This window comes from Pseudomonas sp. HMSC066A08 (assembly GCF_001813025.1).
GTDB lineage: Bacteria > Pseudomonadota > Gammaproteobacteria > Pseudomonadales > Pseudomonadaceae > Pseudomonas > Pseudomonas aeruginosa.
The window spans coordinates 36,399-53,751 of record NZ_KV811269.1 but is presented as its reverse complement, the minus strand read 5'-3'; the positions used below and the strand labels follow the sequence as shown (position 1 = coordinate 53,751).

17 protein-coding genes are annotated in these 17,353 nt (G+C 67.1%); 5 read left to right on the top strand and 12 right to left on the bottom strand.

Annotation, left to right across the window (positions count from 1 at the left end; all coding sequences use genetic code 11):
* The first annotated feature begins 1 nt into the window (after position 1).
* The gene (locus HMPREF2886_RS04820) at positions 2 to 997 is read left to right on the top strand and encodes an AraC family transcriptional regulator (RefSeq protein WP_033972423.1); all 996 of its coding nucleotides are present in this window, start codon (positions 2 to 4) and stop codon (positions 995 to 997) included.
* Positions 998 to 1,009: 12 nt separating this feature from the next.
* Here the strand turns inward: HMPREF2886_RS04820 and HMPREF2886_RS04815 are convergent, their stop codons facing one another.
* From HMPREF2886_RS04815 to HMPREF2886_RS04790, 6 genes are all read right to left on the bottom strand, one after another.
* Complete coding sequence (locus HMPREF2886_RS04815) at positions 1,010 to 2,221, bottom strand: MFS transporter (protein WP_070746894.1); 1,212 nt, start codon at positions 2,219 to 2,221, stop codon at positions 1,010 to 1,012.
* 124 nt (positions 2,222 to 2,345) lie between these two features.
* Positions 2,346 to 2,909, bottom strand: a complete 564-nt coding sequence (locus tag HMPREF2886_RS04810) for a putative glycolipid-binding domain-containing protein (RefSeq protein WP_033972426.1) — start codon at positions 2,907 to 2,909, stop codon at positions 2,346 to 2,348.
* Complete coding sequence (locus HMPREF2886_RS04805) at positions 2,906 to 3,262, bottom strand: MmcQ/YjbR family DNA-binding protein (RefSeq protein ID WP_070746891.1); 357 nt, start codon at positions 3,260 to 3,262, stop codon at positions 2,906 to 2,908. The genes HMPREF2886_RS04810 and HMPREF2886_RS04805 overlap by 4 nt, the downstream gene beginning before the upstream one ends.
* A gap of 18 nt (positions 3,263 to 3,280) precedes the next feature.
* The gene (locus HMPREF2886_RS04800) at positions 3,281 to 3,559 is read right to left on the bottom strand and encodes a peptidylprolyl isomerase (RefSeq protein WP_033972427.1); all 279 of its coding nucleotides are present in this window, start codon (positions 3,557 to 3,559) and stop codon (positions 3,281 to 3,283) included.
* A gap of 57 nt (positions 3,560 to 3,616) precedes the next feature.
* On the bottom strand, positions 3,617 to 5,572 hold the full coding sequence (locus HMPREF2886_RS04795) for an acetoacetate--CoA ligase (RefSeq protein WP_070746889.1): 1,956 nt from the start codon (positions 5,570 to 5,572) through the stop codon (positions 3,617 to 3,619).
* Positions 5,573 to 5,639: 67 nt separating this feature from the next.
* The gene (locus HMPREF2886_RS04790; RefSeq protein ID WP_003088564.1) at positions 5,640 to 6,560 is read right to left on the bottom strand and encodes a LysR family transcriptional regulator; all 921 of its coding nucleotides are present in this window, start codon (positions 6,558 to 6,560) and stop codon (positions 5,640 to 5,642) included.
* 131 nt (positions 6,561 to 6,691) lie between these two features.
* Here HMPREF2886_RS04790 and HMPREF2886_RS04785 point away from each other — a divergent pair, with 131 nt between their 5' ends.
* The 4 genes from HMPREF2886_RS04785 (at position 6,692) to HMPREF2886_RS04770 (ending at position 11,051) form a co-directional block, all read left to right on the top strand.
* Complete coding sequence (locus HMPREF2886_RS04785) at positions 6,692 to 7,390, top strand: CoA transferase subunit A (protein WP_003088566.1); 699 nt, start codon at positions 6,692 to 6,694, stop codon at positions 7,388 to 7,390.
* A gap of 34 nt (positions 7,391 to 7,424) precedes the next feature.
* On the top strand, positions 7,425 to 8,081 hold the full coding sequence (locus tag HMPREF2886_RS04780) for a CoA transferase subunit B (RefSeq protein ID WP_003088567.1): 657 nt from the start codon (positions 7,425 to 7,427) through the stop codon (positions 8,079 to 8,081).
* Between the two features lie 149 nt (positions 8,082 to 8,230).
* Positions 8,231 to 9,412, top strand: coding sequence for an acetyl-CoA C-acetyltransferase (locus HMPREF2886_RS04775; RefSeq protein WP_070746887.1), 1,182 nt, complete (start codon positions 8,231 to 8,233; stop codon positions 9,410 to 9,412).
* A gap of 214 nt (positions 9,413 to 9,626) precedes the next feature.
* Positions 9,627 to 11,051 (top strand): short-chain fatty acid transporter, encoded by a 1,425-nt coding sequence (locus tag HMPREF2886_RS04770; protein ID WP_003088572.1) that lies wholly within the window; start codon positions 9,627 to 9,629, stop codon positions 11,049 to 11,051.
* A 407-nt stretch (positions 11,052 to 11,458) separates the two neighbouring features.
* Here HMPREF2886_RS04770 and HMPREF2886_RS04765 read toward each other — a convergent pair whose 3' ends face one another.
* The 6 genes from HMPREF2886_RS04765 to hbcR all read right to left on the bottom strand — a co-directional run bounded on the left by HMPREF2886_RS04765 (position 11,459) and on the right by hbcR (position 17,299).
* Entirely contained in the window at positions 11,459 to 11,830 is a 372-nt protein-coding gene (locus HMPREF2886_RS04765) for a cupin domain-containing protein (protein WP_057388573.1), read from the bottom strand.
* Between the two features lie 31 nt (positions 11,831 to 11,861).
* Positions 11,862 to 12,395: a type 2 periplasmic-binding domain-containing protein gene (locus tag HMPREF2886_RS04760; RefSeq protein WP_070746886.1), complete on the bottom strand. Its 534-nt coding sequence runs from the start codon at positions 12,393 to 12,395 to the stop codon at positions 11,862 to 11,864.
* 30 nt (positions 12,396 to 12,425) lie between these two features.
* The gene (locus tag HMPREF2886_RS04755; RefSeq protein WP_070746884.1) at positions 12,426 to 13,121 is read right to left on the bottom strand and encodes an RraA family protein; all 696 of its coding nucleotides are present in this window, start codon (positions 13,119 to 13,121) and stop codon (positions 12,426 to 12,428) included.
* A 273-nt stretch (positions 13,122 to 13,394) separates the two neighbouring features.
* Positions 13,395 to 14,165, bottom strand: coding sequence for a 3-hydroxybutyrate dehydrogenase (gene bdhA, locus HMPREF2886_RS04750; protein WP_003100413.1), 771 nt, complete (start codon positions 14,163 to 14,165; stop codon positions 13,395 to 13,397).
* Positions 14,166 to 14,198: 33 nt separating this feature from the next.
* Entirely contained in the window at positions 14,199 to 15,590 is a 1,392-nt protein-coding gene (locus tag HMPREF2886_RS04745) for a GntP family permease (protein ID WP_039027121.1), read from the bottom strand.
* 263 nt (positions 15,591 to 15,853) lie between these two features.
* Positions 15,854 to 17,299 carry a sigma-54-dependent transcriptional regulator HbcR gene (hbcR, locus tag HMPREF2886_RS04740; RefSeq protein WP_042169188.1) on the bottom strand — a complete coding sequence of 482 codons (1,446 nt, stop codon included), beginning with the start codon at positions 17,297 to 17,299 and terminating at the stop codon, positions 15,854 to 15,856.
* Positions 17,300 to 17,353: the final 54 nt, after the last annotated feature.

The following is a 17,353-nucleotide window of genomic DNA, read 5'->3' as shown; positions in this document are numbered from 1 at the left end:
CATGAACGCCAGGAAGCCCGCCTACCGGCGCGATATCCAGGTCGATGCGTTCGACCTGCCCGCCGCCCGCGAATGGATGTCGGCCATCTGCGGTCCGCATCGCCTGCAGGCCGCCCAAGCGGACGCGGTGCGCTTCCGCTATCGCGGCAGCGTGCTCAAGGGGCTGTCGACCATCCTTGGGCGTATCGAATACGGCACCGAGGTGAGCATCGACATTTCCGATGCCGAACGCTTCGACAGCTATAGCCTGAGCCTGCCGCTGGCGGGCGAGCAGGAACTCGTCGTGGATGGGCGTCGGGTGCATTCGATGCCAGGGCGGGGGGTTATCGTCGAGCCGAACCGCAGCCAGCGGCTGCGCATGTCGGGCGATTGTCGCAAGCTGCAGGTGATCGTTCCGCGGTGGTCCATGCAGCGGGTCCTGGAGGACCTGCTGCAGGGACCGCTGGAGCGGCCACTGGCTTTCGATGCGTCGATGGACGCCAACGACGGCGCCACGGCTGCCTGGTGGAGGATGATCGACTACCTGGACCGGGAAATGGAGCTGAGCGGGCTGTATGCCCAGGGGCTGTTCAACCGCGATCTGGAGCGGGCCTTGCTCAAGGGGCTGATCCTCGCCCAGCCGAACAACTACAGCGAAGCCCTGCGTCGCCAGCCGGGCCGGCGGATACCGCACTACCTGCTGCGGGCCCGCGACTTCATTCATGTGCATGCGCGCGAAGTGCTGTGCCTGGAGGACCTCCAGCGAGTCGCCGGAGTCTCGCGGCTGAAGTTGTTCGAAGGTTTCCGCCGGTATTTCGGCTGCGCGCCCATGACCTACCTGAAGCACTATCGGCTCCAGGGCGTGCGCGAGGAAATCCTGGCTGGAGCGGGGCCGCGAAGTATTTCCGCTATCGCCATGGGTTGGGGGTTCGTGCATCTGGGACGTTTTGCCGGCGAGTACCACAAGCTGTTCGGCGAGCTTCCCAGCGTGACCCTGTCGGGCCTGCGCCGCCCCTAGGCAGGCCGCGCCTCAGCCGAGCGGGCCCCGGCTGCGCCGCTGCAGCGCGATGGCCAGGGCCAGGCCGCCGAGCGAGGCCAGGCAGGCGAAGAGGAACATCGAGCGGAAGCCGAACAGGTTGGCGACGAAGCCCACCAGCGGCCCGGTGATGCCCAGCGACAGGTCGACGAACAGCGAGTAGGCGCCCAGCGCCGCGCCACGGTTGGAAGCCGGTACCAGGTTCACCGCTTCCACGCCGAACGCCGGGAACACCAGGGAGAAGCCGAAGCCGGTGAGCGCCGCGCCGGCCAGGCCGACCCAGGGATTCGGCGCGCTCCACAGCAACAGCAGGCCGAGGCTTTCGACGCCGAGGCAGATGATCGCCACGCGGAAGCCGCCGAGCCGGTTGATGCTATTGGCGAACAACAGCCGGGCGCCGATGAAGCAACCGCCGAAGGCGCTCAGGCAGAGCACTGCGTTGGCCCAGCCACGGCTGGCGTAGTAAAGGGTGATGAAGGTGGCGATGGTGCCGAAGCCGATCGCTCCCAGCGCCAGGCCCATACCGTGCGGGGTGACCCGGCCGAGCACATGGTGGAACGGCAGTCGCTCGCCGTGCACCAGCGGCGCCGGCAACTTCGGCCAGGCCAGGGCGAAGCCGAGCGCCCCGAGCAGGACGATGGACGCGCCCATGCTCCACAGCCCCAGCCACTGCACCAGCAGCACCCCTAGCGGCGCCCCGAGGGCGATGGCGCCGTAGCTGGCGATGCCGTTCCAGGAAATCACCTTGGCGGTGTGCGGCGCGCCGACCCGGCCGATGCCCCAGCCGATCGCCGCCGAGCCGACCAGGCTTTCCGCCGCGCCGAGTACCAGACGGCCGACCAGCAGGCTGGCCAGGCTCAGCGCCGGCCAGTCCTGGATCGCCACCGAGAGCAGCATGAACAGCCCGCTCGCGGCGCTGCCGGCCATGCCGTAGAGCACCGCGCGCTTCGGCCCGAGGCCGTCGATGACGCGCCCGGCGTAGGGCCGGGCGAGCAGGGTGGCGAGGTACTGCACGCTGATCACCAGGCCGGCCAGCACCGAGCCGTAGCCGAGGACGTCGTGCACGTAGCCGGGCAGCACCGCCAGCGGGATGCCGATGGTCAGGTAGCCGATGAAGGTGAACATCACCACCGAGACGATCTGCAGGGTGACGTTCTGCCGGGCGCTGTCCTGCGCCGGCGGGGTGGGGCGGATATCGACGGACATGTGGGAAACGCGGTCGCAGTGGGTTGTCGCGGTCCGCCATGATGACCGCTGCGGATGACGAATGAAAGCGGGCTAACGGATTCGCCGGGCTATCGGCGACGCGCGGTGCCCGGCGCTAGCGCGTTCAGAGACGCTGGAAGAGACCCGGGTAATCGATCACCAGGCCCTGTTCGTCCACCAGCAGTACCGCCTTGAACGCGCTGCCTTCGAGGTTCTCGTAAAGGTAGTGGCTGGCGTCCAGGCGGGTGTAGGCCTGGCGCATGCTACACGGCTCCAGGGCCGGGGCCTCGATGTAGAGCGCGCGGATTTCCGCGCGCTGGCCATCGGCCAGGCCCAGGCGGCGGATCGGGAAGGTGTTGGTGAAGGGGCTTGGCCAGATATCGATGTCCAGGCAACCGTCGAATGCCGGCAGCGCTTCGCCGTCGCCGTCCTGCCAGTGGCCGCGGCCATCGGCGAGCAGGTGCAGTTTGCGCACCCCGGTTTCGCTTTCGACGTGGAACACCGCTTCACGCAGTTGCCAGTCGGCGTCCCAGCGCAACCGGTAGTCCAGCTGGTAGGGCAGGCCGCTACGTTCGTCCGGCGCGCGCAACTGGCTTTCCGCCTGGTCGTCCTCCAGGCGCAGGGCCTCCCAGCTGGACGACGGCGAGCGCCACAGGCCGGCCCAGGTGTACAGGCGGTCGCGACTCATGCGTCGAGTACCAGACCGAGGCGTTGGCGCTTGGGCAGGCGTGCCATCACCAGTTGATGGGAACGGACCAGGGCCTCGCGCAGCTCCGCCGCCTTCATCGGGTAGGGGCGGGCCATGACGATCCAGTGCGCGCGCGCCAGGTAGGGCGCCGGACGGATGCCGGGGCGGTCGACATAGCCGAGGAACAGCTCGCTGCCGACCTTGAAGGCCAGGCCGCCGTCCTTGTCGACGAAGTCGAGGATGGCGAACATCTTGTTGCCGGCCACCGAGAACACCCGGTTCGAACCCCACTTGAGGTCTTCCCGGGCGCCGGGCAGTTGCAGGCAGAAGGCGGCGATCTGGTCGGCGGTCATGGACGCTCCGGTGGCGGTTCAGTCGCGGAAATACACTTCCAGGAGATGGTAGCCGAACTGGCTCTTCAGCGGACCCTGGAGCACGCCCACGGGCTTCCTGAAGATGGCATTGTCGATGGACCTGACCATCTGCCCCGGGCGCACCTCGCCGAGGTCGCCGCCGCGCTTGCCGGACGGGCAGGTCGAGTGCTTCTTCGCCAGCGTGGCGAAGTCCTCGCCCCTGGCCAGGCGCTGCTTCAGCTGCGTGGCCTCGGCTTCGGTCTTGACCAGGATATGGCGGGCCATGGCGACAGGCATGGGATTACCTTTTGCGGTAGGACGGAACGCGCATTCTAGCCCAGGCTCGCCGCGGCTTCAGTCGCGCAGTTCGGCGAGGTCGCGATAGAGCTCCAGCGCCTGCGGGTTGGCCAGGGCGTCGGTGTTCTTCACCGGGCGGCCGTGGATCACGTTGCGCACTGCAAGCTCGACGATCTTGCCGCTCAGGGTGCGCGGGATATCGGCCACCTGGATGATCTTCGCCGGTACGTGGCGCGGCGTGGCGTTGGCGCGGATGGTCTGGCGGATGCGTTCGCGCAGCGGCTCGTCGAGGCGCACGCCGTCGCGCAGGCGGACGAACAGCAGCACACGCACGTCACCCTGCCAGTCCTGGCCGATGGCGATGGACTCGAGGACTTCCTCGACCTTTTCCACCTGGCGGTAGATTTCCGCGGTGCCGATGCGCACGCCGCCGGGATTGAGCACCGCGTCGGAGCGGCCGTGGATGACCAGCCCGCCGTGGGCGGTTTCCTCGGCGTAGTCGCCATGGGCCCAGACGCCGGGGAAGCTGGCGAAGTAGGCGTCGTGGAACCTGGTGCCATCCGGGTCGTTCCAGAAGCCCAGCGGGATCGACGGGAAATGCCGGGTGCAGACCAGCTCGCCCTTGCCGCTGGCGAGGCGGCGACCGTCGTCGTCCCGGATTTCCACGGCCATGCCCAGCGCCTTGCATTGCAGTTCGCCGCGCCACACCGGCAGCACCGGGTTGCCGATGGCGAAGCAGGAAACGATGTCGGTGCCGCCGGAGATCGACGACAGGCAGAGGTCGCTCTTCAGCTCGCGGTAGACGTAGTCGAAGCTTTCGTGGGCCAGCGGCGAACCGGTGGAGAGCAGTGTCCTCAGGCTGTCCAGGCGGTGGCTGTGGCGCGGGCGCACGCCGGCCTTCTCGAGCGCCGCCAGGTACTTGGCGCTGGCGCCGAACACGGCGATGTCCTCGGCGTCGATGAGGTCCAGCAGGCGCTCGGGGCCGGGGTGGAACGGCGAGCCGTCGTAGAGCACCAGGCTGGCGCCCACCGCCAGGCCGGAGGCCAGCCAGTTCCACATCATCCAGCCGCAGGTGGTGTAGTAGAACAGCCGGTCGCCGTCGCCCAGGTCGGTGTGCAGGCCGTGCTCCTTGAGATGTTGCAGGAGCACGCCGCCGGTGGCATGGACGATGCACTTGGGGACTCCGGTGGTGCCCGACGAATAGAGGATGTACAGCGGCTGCCCGAAGGGCACCGGGGTGAAGACCGGCTCGCCCTCGGCCTGGTAGAACCCGTCCCACAGCGCGACCTGCGCCTGGCAGCGGTAGTCCTGCGGCTGCGCCTGCGGACGGTCGTAGGGCACCACCAGCAGTTGCTCCAGGCCGGGCAGGCCGGCGAGCACCTCGTTGAGCTTGGCGGTCAGGTCCAGCGACTTGCCGGCGTAGCGGTAGCCGGCGCAGGCGATCAGCACGCGCGGTTCGATCTGGCCGAGGCGGTCGATCACGCCCTGGGTACCGAAGTCCGGCGAGCAGCTCGACCAGGTGGCGCCGAGGCTGGCGGTGGCGAGCATGCCGACCACGGTCTGCCAGGTGTTCGGCATCAGCGCTGCGACCCGATCGCCGGGGCCTATGCCCAGGGCGGCGAGGCGCTTCTGCAGCCCCGCCACGTGACGGGCCAGTTCGGCGTGGCTGAGCACCTCGCGGCGACCGTCTTCGCTCACCGCGATCAGCGCCGGGGCATCATCGCGGCGGCGCAGCAGGTGTTCGGCGAAATTCAGCGTGGCGCCGGGAAACCAGCGCGCCGAGGGCATCTGCGCGCCTTCCTCGAGGATCGCCCGCGGCGGTTGCTGGAAGCGCACCTCGAAGAAGTCGACGATGGCCTGCCAGAACGCCTCGCGCCGCTCCACGCTCCAGGCATGCAGCGCCGGGTAGTCGGCCAGGCCGAGGGCGTGCCGCTGGTTGACGAAGCGTCGGAAGGCCTCCATGCGACTGGCGGCGATGCGTTCGGCGGAAGGGCTCCAGAGTGGTGCGGGCATGGCGTGTCCGTCCTTGTTGTTGTTCCGGGACATGCAGGAAGCATAACCGGCCCCGCCGCTGCCTGCCTCACTCCGTGGACTGGTCCTGCGGCAGCGCCAGCGAGCGCCAGTCGGTGCCATGCAGCAGCACGTCGCTGAGGGCCTGGGCGGCGGTGGACAGCTTGTGCTCGCTCAGCCGCAGCAGGCCGACCCGTCGCTGCACCTGCGGCGCGTAGAGCGGCAGGCAGCGCGCGCCGAGTTCCTGCATCTGCTGGATACACAGGGTCGGCACGGCGCTGACACCCAGCCCCTGGGCGACCATCCGCCCGACCGTGACCAGTTGGTGGCTCTCGAACGCCACCGGCAAGCGACCGTGCTCGGCGGCCACGCTTTCTTCCAGGAGCAGGCGCACCGCCGAGGGACGTTGCAGGGTGATGAAGGGCTCGCCGAGCAGTTCGCGCCAACTGATCCGCTCCTGCCCGGACAGCGGCGAGCCGGTCGGCACCACGGCGACGAAGCGGTCGCTGTAGAACGGGGTGAACTCGAGGTTTTCCAGGGACTCCGGCTCGAAGGCGATGCCCAGCTCGACGCGTCGGTTGCGGACCATCTCCAGCACCTGCTCGTTGATCACGTCGTGCACCGCCACGTTGACCCGCGGGTGGCGTTCGCGAAAGGTCTTCAAGACCAGCGGCAGCAGGTTGCCGGCGAAGGAGGGCATGGCGGCGATGGAGACCTTGCCCAGTTGCAGGGTGAAGTGCTGGCGCAGCAATTCCTCGGTATTGTCCCAGTCGGCCAGCAGGCGCAGCGCCAGCGGCAACAGGGTCTCGCCTTCGGGGGTGAGGCTGACGCTGCGCGTGGTACGTTCCAGCAGCGGACCGCCGAGGCTTTCCTCCAGGCTCTTGATCGCCAGGCTCAGGGCCGGCTGGGAGAGGTGCAGGCGTTCGCCGGCCTGGGCGAAGCTGAGGCTCTGCGCCACGGCGAGGAAGGCGCGCAACTGCTTGACGGTCATTTATTTGTTTTTCTCATCAATGGATTGGAAAAACAAACTTAACAAATCAGTCCGCAGCGGAGAAGCTCTGTGCGACCCGGCAGTCAGACTGCCGCACGCACAATCACAAGAGCCGGAAGAGGCACAGCAGCATGAGCGGACTCGACAAGCGAGTAGGCAGTTACGAAGAGGCCCTCGAAGGCCTGACCGACGGCATGACCGTCCTCGCCGGGGGCTTCGGCCTCTGCGGGATTCCCGAGAACCTGATCGCGGAAATCCGCCGGCGCGGGGTCAGGGACCTCACGGTGGTCTCGAACAACTGCGGCGTCGACGGTTTCGGCCTCGGCGTGCTGCTGGAGGACCGGCAGATCCGCAAGATGATCGCTTCCTACGTCGGCGAGAACGCCCTGTTCGAGCAACAACTGCTCAGTGGCGAGCTGGAAGTCGAACTGACCCCGCAAGGCTCGCTGGCCGAGAAGATCCGCGCCGGCGGCGCCGGCATCCCGGCCTTCTTCACCGCCACCGGCTACGGCACCCCGGTCGCCGAGGGCAAGGAGGCGCGCGAGTTCAATGGCCGCCACTACATCCTCGAACCGGCCATCACCGGCGACTTCGCCATCGTCAAGGGCTGGAAGGCCGACCATTTCGGCAACGTCGTCTATCGCCACACCGCGCAGAACTTCAACCCGCTGGTCGCCACCGCCGGGCGCATCACGGTGGTCGAGGTGGAGGAGATCGTCGAACCCGGCGAGCTGGACCCGACGCAGATCCACACCCCCGGCATCTACGTCGACCGGATCATCCAGGGTCGCTTCGAGAAACGCATCGAGAAACGCACGCTGCGCGCCTGACGGCGGCCGCTACAACGACAAGAGGTTTCCCCAGATGGCACTTACCCGCGAACAGATGGCGCAGCGCGTGGCGCGCGAATTGAAGGACGGCTACTACGTCAACCTCGGCATCGGCATCCCGACCCTGGTGGCCAACTACGTGCCGGAGGGCATCGACGTCATGCTCCAGTCGGAGAACGGCCTGCTCGGCATGGGCGCGTTTCCCAGCGAGGCGGAAGTCGACGCCGACATGATCAACGCCGGCAAGCAGACCGTGACCGCCCGCGTCGGCGCATCGATCTTCGACTCGGCGCAGTCCTTCGCCATGATCCGTGGCGGCCACGTCGACCTCACCGTGCTCGGTGCCTTCGAGGTGGACGTGCGCGGCAACATCGCCTCCTGGATGATCCCCGGCAAGCTGGTCAAGGGCATGGGCGGCGCCATGGACCTGGTGGCCGGCGCCGAGAACATCATCGTCACCATGACCCACGCCTCCAAGGACGGCGAGTCCAAGCTGCTGCCGTACTGCACCCTGCCGCTGACCGGTTGCGGTTGCATTCGCAAGGTGCTCACCGACCTGGCCTACCTGGAGATCGAGGACGGCGCCTTCATCCTCCGCGAGCGCGCCCCCGGGGTCAGCGTCGAGGAGATCGTGGCGAAGACCGCCGGCAAGCTGATCGTCCCCGAGCACGTGCCGGAAATGAGTTTCTGAATCGCGGCTCGCGCGGCCGGCGCCTCCACGCAAGGTGCCGGCCGCGCGGACCGTCCTTTCCAGAGGGCGTAGGATAGGAGGCTGTCGCACCGCCTACGTCCACCCGCAGCGATTCGGCCCGGCCACGGGCGAATCCAGGAGAACCATCCATGCAAGACGTCGTCATCGTCGCCGCTACCCGTACCGCCGTCGGCAGCTTCCAGGGCTCGCTGGCCGGCATTCCCGCCCCCGAGCTGGGCGCCGCGGTGATCCGCCGCCTGCTCGAACAGACCGGTCTCGATGCCGGCCAGGTCGACGAAGTGATCCTCGGCCAGGTGCTCACCGCCGGCTCCGGGCAGAACCCGGCGCGCCAGGCGGCGATCAAGGCCGGCCTGCCGGTCGGCGTGCCGGCCATGACCCTGAACAAGGTCTGCGGCTCCGGCCTCAAGGCCCTGCACCTGGGCGCCCAGGCGATCCGCTGCGGCGACGCCGAGGTGATCGTCGCCGGCGGCCAGGAGAACATGAGCCTGGCGCCCTACGTCATGCCCGGCGCCCGCACCGGCCTGCGCATGGGCCATGCGAAGCTGGTCGACAGCATGATCGAGGACGGCCTGTGGGACGCCTTCAACGACTACCACATGGGCATCACCGCCGAGAACCTGGCCGAGAAGTACGGCCTGACCCGCGAGGAGCAGGACGCCTTCGCCGCCGCTTCGCAGCAGAAGGCCATCGCCGCCATCGAGGGCGGTCGCTTCCGCGACGAGATCACGTCGATCCAGGTCCCGCAGCGCAAGGGCGAGCCGTTGAGCTTCGACACCGACGAGCAGCCGCGCGCCGGCACCACCGTCGAGGCCCTGGCCAAGCTCAAGCCGGCCTTCAGGAAGGACGGCAGCGTCACCGCCGGCAACGCCTCCAGCCTCAACGACGGCGCCGCCGCGGTATTGCTGATGAGCGCGGCCAAGGCCAAGGCCCTGGGCCTGCCGGTGCTGGCGCGGATCGCCAGCTACGCCAGCGCCGGGGTCGACCCGGCGATCATGGGCATCGGCCCGGTCTCCGCCACCCGTCGCGCGCTCGACAAGGCTGGCTGGAGCCTGGAACAGCTGGACCTGATCGAGGCCAACGAGGCCTTCGCCGCGCAGTCCCTGGCGGTGGGTCGGGAACTGGGCTGGGATGCCGCCAGGGTCAACGTCAACGGCGGCGCCATCGCCCTTGGCCACCCGATCGGCGCGTCCGGCTGCCGGGTGCTGGTGACCCTGCTGCACGAGATGATCCGTCGCGACGCGAAGAAGGGCCTCGCCACCCTGTGCATCGGCGGCGGGCAGGGCGTCGCCCTGACCCTGGCCCGCGACTGATCCATCGACCTGCCGCTCGCGGCGTGATCGCGCCATGTCCTTTCGCGGGGGCATGGCGCGCTCGTGTCCAGGGAACGAGCGGCGGACGGCCTTGACCGTCCGACCGGCCCCGTACCGTTCCGCCCCTCGGGACGGCCGGGCGCCCAGGGAGCCGTAGCACACACACAGGCGGCCCCGTGGTCGCCGAATAACAATAAAACCGAGAGAATCCGCGATGACCGCTATCCTTCCCATCCAAGAAAGCCGCTCCGCGCGCTTCGCCATGCGTTGCTCGAACTGGGCCGAGCGCTGGTTTCCCGACTCCTGGGTGTTCGCCGCCCTGGCCATCCTCATCGTCAGCCTGGCCGCGCTGGCCATGGGCGCCGGACCGACCGCCACGGCGAAAGCCTTCGGTGACGGTTTCTGGAGCCTGATCCCGTTCACCATGCAGATGGCCTTCGTGGTCATCGGCGGCTATGTGGTGGCCAGTTCAGGCCCCGCCTCGCGTCTCATCGACCTGCTCGCGCGGGTGCCGAAGAATGGCCGCTCGGCGGTCTGCTGGGTGGCGCTGGTGTCGATGCTCGCCTCGCTGCTCAACTGGGGCCTCAGCCTGGTCTTCGGCGGCCTGCTGGTACGCGCCCTGGCGCGCCGCAGCGACCTGCGCATGGACTACCGCGCCGCCGGCGCCGCGGCCTACCTCGGGCTGGGCGCGGTGTGGGCGCTGGGCCTGTCGTCGTCGGCCGCGCAGTTGCAGGCCAACCCGGCCAGCCTGCCACCGTCGATCCTGGCGATCACCGGGGTGATCCCGTTCACCGAGACCATCTTCCTCTGGCAGTCCGGGGTCATGCTGCTGGCGCTGATCCTGGTCTCGCTGGTGATCGCCTACATGACCGCGCCGAGCGCCGCCAGCGCCCGCGACGCCAAGGATTGCGGGGTCGACGTGAGCTTCACCGCTCCGGCCAGGCTGGCGCCGACCCGGCCCGGCGAGTGGCTGGAGCACAGCCCCTTGCTGATCATCCTGCTGGTGCTGCTGGCCGGCGGCTGGCTGGTCCACGAGTTCTCGACCAAGCCGGCGATCCTGGCGATCTCCGGGTTGAACACCTATAACCTGCTGTTCCTGATGCTCGGCGCGTTGCTGCACTGGCGCCCGCGCAGCTTCCTCGACGCGGTGGCGCGCGCGGTGCCGACCACCACCGGGGTGCTGATCCAGTTCCCGCTGTATGGCTCGATCGCGGCGATCATGACCACGGTCAACGGCAGCGACGGCGAGACCCTGGCCCACCATATCTCGACCTTCTTCGTACAGATCGCCTCCCACGACACCTACGCGCTGCTGATGGGCGTGTACTCGGCGGTGCTGGGCTTCTTCATTCCCTCCGGCGGCGGCAAGTGGATCATCGAGGCACCGTACGTGATGCAGGTGGCCAACGAGCTGCAATACCACCTCGGCTGGGCGGTGCAGATCTACAACGCCGCCGAGGCGCTGCCGAACCTGATCAACCCGTTCTACATGCTGCCGTTGCTCGGCGTGCTGGGGCTGAAGGCGCGCGACCTGATCGGCTTCTCGTTCGTCCAGTTGCTGGTGCATATCCCGCTGGTGCTGGTGTTGCTCTGGGCCCTGGGCAGCACCCTGGCGTACATCCCGCCGGTGATGCCGTAGCGTATCGGCGGAGCAACGGCGGATAACGCCTGCGGCGTTATGCGCCCTACACCGGGGCACGGAGCCGGGGCCGTAGGGCGAATGACCGCAACGCGGCTATCCGCCGAACCAGCGGGGCAATGGCGGATAACGCCTGCGGCGTTATGCGCCCTACATCGGGGCACGGAATCGGGGCCGTAGGGCGAATGACCGCAACGCGGTTATCCGCCGAACCTGCGGGGCACTGGCGGATAACGCCTGCGGCGTTATGCGCCCTACACCGGGGCACGGAGCCGGGGCCGTAGGGCGAATGACCGCAACGCGGCTATCCGCCGAACCAGCGGGGCAATGGCGGATAACGCCTGGGACGGTAAACGCCCATGGAGGGATGACTGGCGTGGCGGACAGCTATCGCCGCAGGCGCCGGATCAGGTTTCGGCGACCACGTCCCAGGCGACCTTGCGAAAGTCCAGTTGCTGATAGTCCTCCCGCACCGGCGAGTAGATCTCGAGTATCTCGCAGGCTTCGAGCGCCAGGGCTTCATGCTCGACATTCGAGGCGATCACCGCGCATTGACCGTCGCCGAGCACATGGGTCACGTCGCCGACCCGCAGTTTCAGCCGGCCCTTGATGATGATGGGGCAGGCTTCGTGCACATGCTGGTGGCAGGGAATCACCGCTCCCTTTTCCAGGTTCCAGAAAGCTACGGTGCAGTGCGCGGTGTGGATGAAGCTGGCACGGGCGCTGCCGTCGGCATTGATCGCATGCTTCTTCAGGTTTTCGATGATGATCTTTTCCATGGGAATCATTGGCTCCATGAGTCCGGAATCGTCAGGCTACCGGCGTCGCGGTTTTCAGGTGGATACTGAAACCCATCGGTACCGGACCGAAGTTCTCCACGATATGCAGTTCGTTATTCTGCGCCGCCTCGATGGTGGTGATGCAGCCATCTATATTCCCCAGGGCACATTGGCGAGCGGCCTCACTGTTCGAAGTGCACAGGACAAGTTCGGCGGAAGTTGCAGGCTCCCCTAACTTTGCCAGTAGACTGGTGGGCGCTGGATGGGAGCCGATTCGTTTTACCGTGGTATTTCCGTTTCGCGCGAAGACCATGTCATAGGTATCCATGAGATGGTGGTCGACAAGTTTCAAACGATCGAGGTGACGAAATACGATTTCATGCAGCCTGGGATAGACGATACAGCCCATCAGGACTCCCGGTTCTTGTGAACAGAGCAAATCATCCAGGGCTTCTTCGAGGGTGGCGCGAAGTTCGATCTGGCCATTCCAGCCACTCTTGGCCATATATTGCCGGGCGGCTTTTTCACAGTTGGTCCCGCTGGGACCCAGCGTATAGATATTCATCCTTGGTTCTTCCCTGTGGTGTTTACCGGGTCAGATGCGGTTGCGTTCCTCCACGAGGCTGGCCAGGCTCCTGTGGTCATGCCCGTTACGCAGGGTGGCGAGGATTTCTCCCTCGATCCGCTCGATTTCGAGGGCCTTTTCGTAGAGTTCGCCGAGTAGCGGGGCAGGGAACACCACGGTGCCGTTGTCGTCCGAGACCACCACGTCGCCGCTCGTCACGCGGCTGCCTTCGATCATGCAGCTTTTCCCCGTGCTCCTGACGCGGTAGGCGCCCTGGGTATCGACCGGGGTGAAGTTGCTGGCCAGGACGGGGGTCGTCAGGGCCCTTACTTCCGCCGCATCGCGGACGGAGCCACCGAGGACGATGCCTTCGAAACCCAGCTTGGCGAAATAGGTGCAACTCAGGCCTCCCGCCAGCGCGGCGTCGGTCGTCAGCGCGCCGGCTCCGGCGACGTAGACCAGGTCCCTGGCCGAACTCAGGTCCGGGACGAGGAAGTCCTTCACCTGTTCCCAGGTGGAAGGTTGCGCACGGGTGATGTCGCCGGTCTTCCTGACCCGCTCCCATTCCACCGTATAGGCATGCCCTATGAAATAATGTCGTTGCGTGTTTCTTGAAACGATATTTCGACAGAGAACTTCGCCGGCACCATAAGCATCCAGGAGGTCGGCGAAAGTCGAAGTGCTGATTGGCTGCTGTCTTATTTCAATGAAAAGTTCATGGCTCACATCGATGCTCCTTCAGGAAAGTTTCGTCCGTGTTGCAGATTCCCCTTCTTCAGGGGGAACTCGATGTGAGGGCTTTTTTAATTTGGCGCCAGAAAATAGTCAAACGCTAGTTCCTCATATGGAATATAGCGTTTTGCTATTATTTGGAATTCATTCCGAGTCATGGAGATGAATTTCATTTGGAGAAAGGCATCTCCGGCATCGCGATCGGCCCGGAGTTTCATGTTCCGGGCCTGTCCCTGTTGCAGTCGGTGGGCGCGGCGCCGGCGAGACCTACTGTGCCACCCAGCCGCCATCCATGTTCCAGGCCGCGCCGCGCACCTGGTCGGCGGCTTCGCTGCAAAGGAACAGCGTCAGTCCGCCGAGTTGCTCGGGGGTGACGAAGGCCAGCGAGGGTTGCTTTTCCGCCAGCAGGTCGTGTTCCGCCTGTTCGGGCGAGACGCCCTCGGCGATGCGCGCGTCGATCTGCTTCTGCACCAGCGGGGTCAGTACCCAGCCGGGGCAAATGGCGTTGCAGGTCACCGGCGTGCGCGCCGTTTCCAGCGCCACGCTCTTGGTCAGGCCGAGCACGCCGTGCTTGGCGGCGACGTAGGCGCTCTTTCCGGCCGAGGCGACCAGGCCGTGGGTCGAGGCGATGTTGACGATCCGCCCCCAGCCGCGCGCGAGCATGCCCGGCAGGGCCAGGCGAGTGGTATGGAACACCGAGGACAGGTTGATCGCGATGATCGCGTCCCAGCGTTCCGTGGGGAATTCCTGCACCGGCGCCACGTACTGGATGCCGGCGTTGTTGACGAGGATGTCGACGCCGCCGAAGGTCCGCTCGGCGAAGGCCATCAGTTCGCCGATCTGCTCCGGGCTGGAGAGGTCGGCCGGGTGGTGCTCTGCGCGCACGCCGCGGGCGCGGACCTGCGCCAGCGCCGCGTCGACCTCGCCGAAGCCGTTGAGGAGCAGGTCGGCGCCGGCCTCGGCCAGGCTCAGGGCGATGCCCAGGCCGATGCCGCTGGTGGAACCGGTGACCAGGGCGGTCTTGCCTTTCAGGGTCATGCTGTTTCTCCCGCTGGATGAAAAAAGGGCGGATCAGACCAGGCCGGTGGCGTAGAACAGTCCGATGACGAAGAACACCGCCAGGGTCTTGATCAGGGTAATACCGAAAATGTCCTTGTACGCCTCCCGATGGGTCAGGCCGGTCACCGCCAGGAGGGTGATCACCGCGCCGTTGTGCGGCAGGGTATCCATACCGCCGCTGGCCATGGCGGCGACCCTATGGAGGACTTCCAGGGGGATCTGCGCGGCGTTGGCGGCGGCGATGAAGGTATCGGACATCGCCGCCAGGGCGATGCTCATGCCGCCCGACGCGGAACCGGTGATGCCGGCCAGCAGGGTGACGGTGATCGCTTCGTTGACCAGCGGATTGGGGATGCTCCTGAGCGCGTCGGCCAGCACCAGGAAGCCCGGCAGCGAGGCGATCACCGCACCGAAGCCGTATTCCGAGGCGGTGTTCATCGCCGCCAGCAGCGAGCCGGCCACCGCGCTGCGGGTGCCTTCGGCGAGGCGGCTGCGGATCGCCGCGAAGCCGCTCGCCAGCACCAGCAGGATGCCCAGCAGCAGGGCCGCCTGCACTGCCCAGATCGCGGTGAGCTTGCCGACCTCGGTCTGCAGCGGCGTGGCCATGCCGGCCAGTTGCAGGGTATGGACCTGGCCGTACCATTGCGGGATCCAGTGGGTGAACAGCAGGTTGGCGACCCCCACCAGCACCAGCGGCGAGAGCGCCAGCCAGGGATTCGGCAGGCGCAGGTCATCGGCGGTCTCCGGCTCGTTGCGCAGGTCGCTGCCGTAGCCTTCGCCGTTGCGCCGCGCCTTGTCCGCCTGGCGTCGCAGGTAGAGCATGCCCACGGCGAAGACGAACAGCGCGCCGAGGGTGCCGAGCCAGGGCGCGGCCCAGGCGTGGGTGCCGAAGAAGGTCGAGGGGATGATGTTCTGGATCTGCGGGGTGCCGGGCAGCGCGTCCATGGTGAAGGAAAACGCGCCGAGGGCGATGGTCGCCGGAATCAACCGCTTGGGGATATCGCTCTGGCGGAACATCTCCGCGGCGAACGGGTAGACCGCGAACACCACCACGAACAGCGAGACGCCGCCGTAGGTGAGCAGCGCGCAGACCAGTACGATCACCAGCATCGCCTGGCGCGTGCCGAGCAGACGGATCGCCGCCGCGACGATGGAGCGGGAGAAGCCGGCCAGCTCGATCAGCTTGCCGAACACCGCGCCAAGCAGGAATACCGGGAAGTAGAGCTTGATGAAACCGACCATCTTCTCCATGAACACCCCGGTGAAGGTCGGCGCGACCGCGCCGGGATCGGTGAGCAGGACGGCGCCGAGGGCGGCGAGGGGAGCGAACAGGATGACGCTGTAGCCCCGGTAGGCGGCCAGCATCAGCAGGCCCAGGGCGGCAAGGGCGATGATCACGCTCATCGGGCATATCTCCACGGCGCTGCGGAGCGCGCTCCGCATGGGGAAGGACGCTCCGGGCCTGTTTCTTGTTGTCGAACGGTGCGGGCACCGGCGTGACGGCCTGGAACGGGGCAGGGCCGTCGGAAAGGCGCATTGCGATAACCGTGCCAGGCCCCAAAATCGCGGTTTTCGCGGGCTGCGGCGAGACGAAGGGGAGCCTTGGGGAATAGCGCTGTCTCAAAATGGAGACGTAATCGAGCGAAAGTGCCGTGGCTATGCAGATCTCAGTTCGTCTCTATTTCAAGACGAGTCCCACTATCGAGACGCATGCCCAGCGCCACGATCTTCTTGTACAGGGTCGAGCGACCCAGGCCCAGGCGTTTCGCCGCTTCCACCACATTGCCGGCACTCTGCGCCAGGGCCCGTCCGATCAGGTCGCGCTCGAAGGCTTCGCGGGCCTGTTGGAAATCCCCGACCGGCCTGTCGTCCGCCGCTCGAGGCAGCTCCGGCAGCGGTTGCAGGGGGCCCAGCGCCGCGCCGAGGGCGGCGGCGTCCAGCAACGGTTGGTCGGCCAGCAGCAGCGCGCGTTCCAGCACGTTGCGCAGTTCGCGGACGTTGCCCGGCCAGGCATGCCGGGCGAGCAGCGCCAGGGCGTCGCCGCCGAGTTCGTGGAGACGGCCGTGGTCGAGGCCGTCGAGGATCGACTCGCAGAGCGCCGGGAGATCGTCCAGGCGCTGGCGCAACGGCGGGATCTCGATCGGCAGGACGTTCAGCCGGTAGTAGAGGTCGGCGCGGAAACGGCCTTCGCGTATCGCCTGCTGCAGGTCGATGGAAGTGGCGGCGACCAGGCGGATGTCGCTGCGGATCACTTCGTTGGAACCCACCGCTTCGAACTCTTTCTCCTGCAGCACGCGCAACAGCTTGCCTTGCAAGGCAAGCGGCATGTCGCCGATCTCGTCGAGGAACAGCGTACCGCCCTGGGCCACCTGCAACTTGCCAGGCCGGCCCTTGCGCTCGGCACCGGTGAAGGCCCCCGGTGCGGTACCGAAGAATTCGGCCTCCAGCAGGCTTTCCGGGATCGCCGCGGCGTTCACGCTGACGAAGGCCTTGTGCGAGCGCGGCGAAGCGCTGTGGATGGCGTGGGCGAGCAGTTCCTTGCCGGTGCCGGTCTCGCCGAGCAACAGCACCGGCGCTTCGCTGGCCGCGCCGCGGCGGGCGCGGCGCTTGACTTCCAGGCTGGCCGGACTGGTGCCGACGAAGTGGCTGAAGCTGTACTTGGCCTGGCGCGCCTGCAATTGCGAGCGGGTCGAGGCCAGCTCGCGCTGCATGCTCAGGTAGCGGGTCACCAGCGGCGACAGCGAACGCAGTTCGTCGAGCAGGGCGAAGCCGATAGCGCCGATCACCTCGCCGGCGTCGTCGTGGATCGGCAGGCGCATCACCACCAGTGGGTCCTTCGCGCTATCCATCATGTCCAGCAGGATCGGCTTGCCGCTGCCTACCACCTCGCGCAGCAGGCTACCGGGGATCACGCTTTCGCAGGGCCGGCCGATGGCCTGCGCCGGGTCGGCGAGGCCGAAACGCTGGGCGTAGCGCTGGTTGATCCAGACGATGCGGGCCTCGCGGTCGACGATCACCGTGCCTTCGCTGGAGCCTTCGACGATCTCGAACAGCGAACGGATCGCCTGCTGGCGCACACGTTGGTAATCCTGGAGGCTGTCGGCGTCGTTCATCGGCGGCTCCTGCGGCGGACGGCGAAACGGCCCGCCACTGTAGCCGGGAAGCCG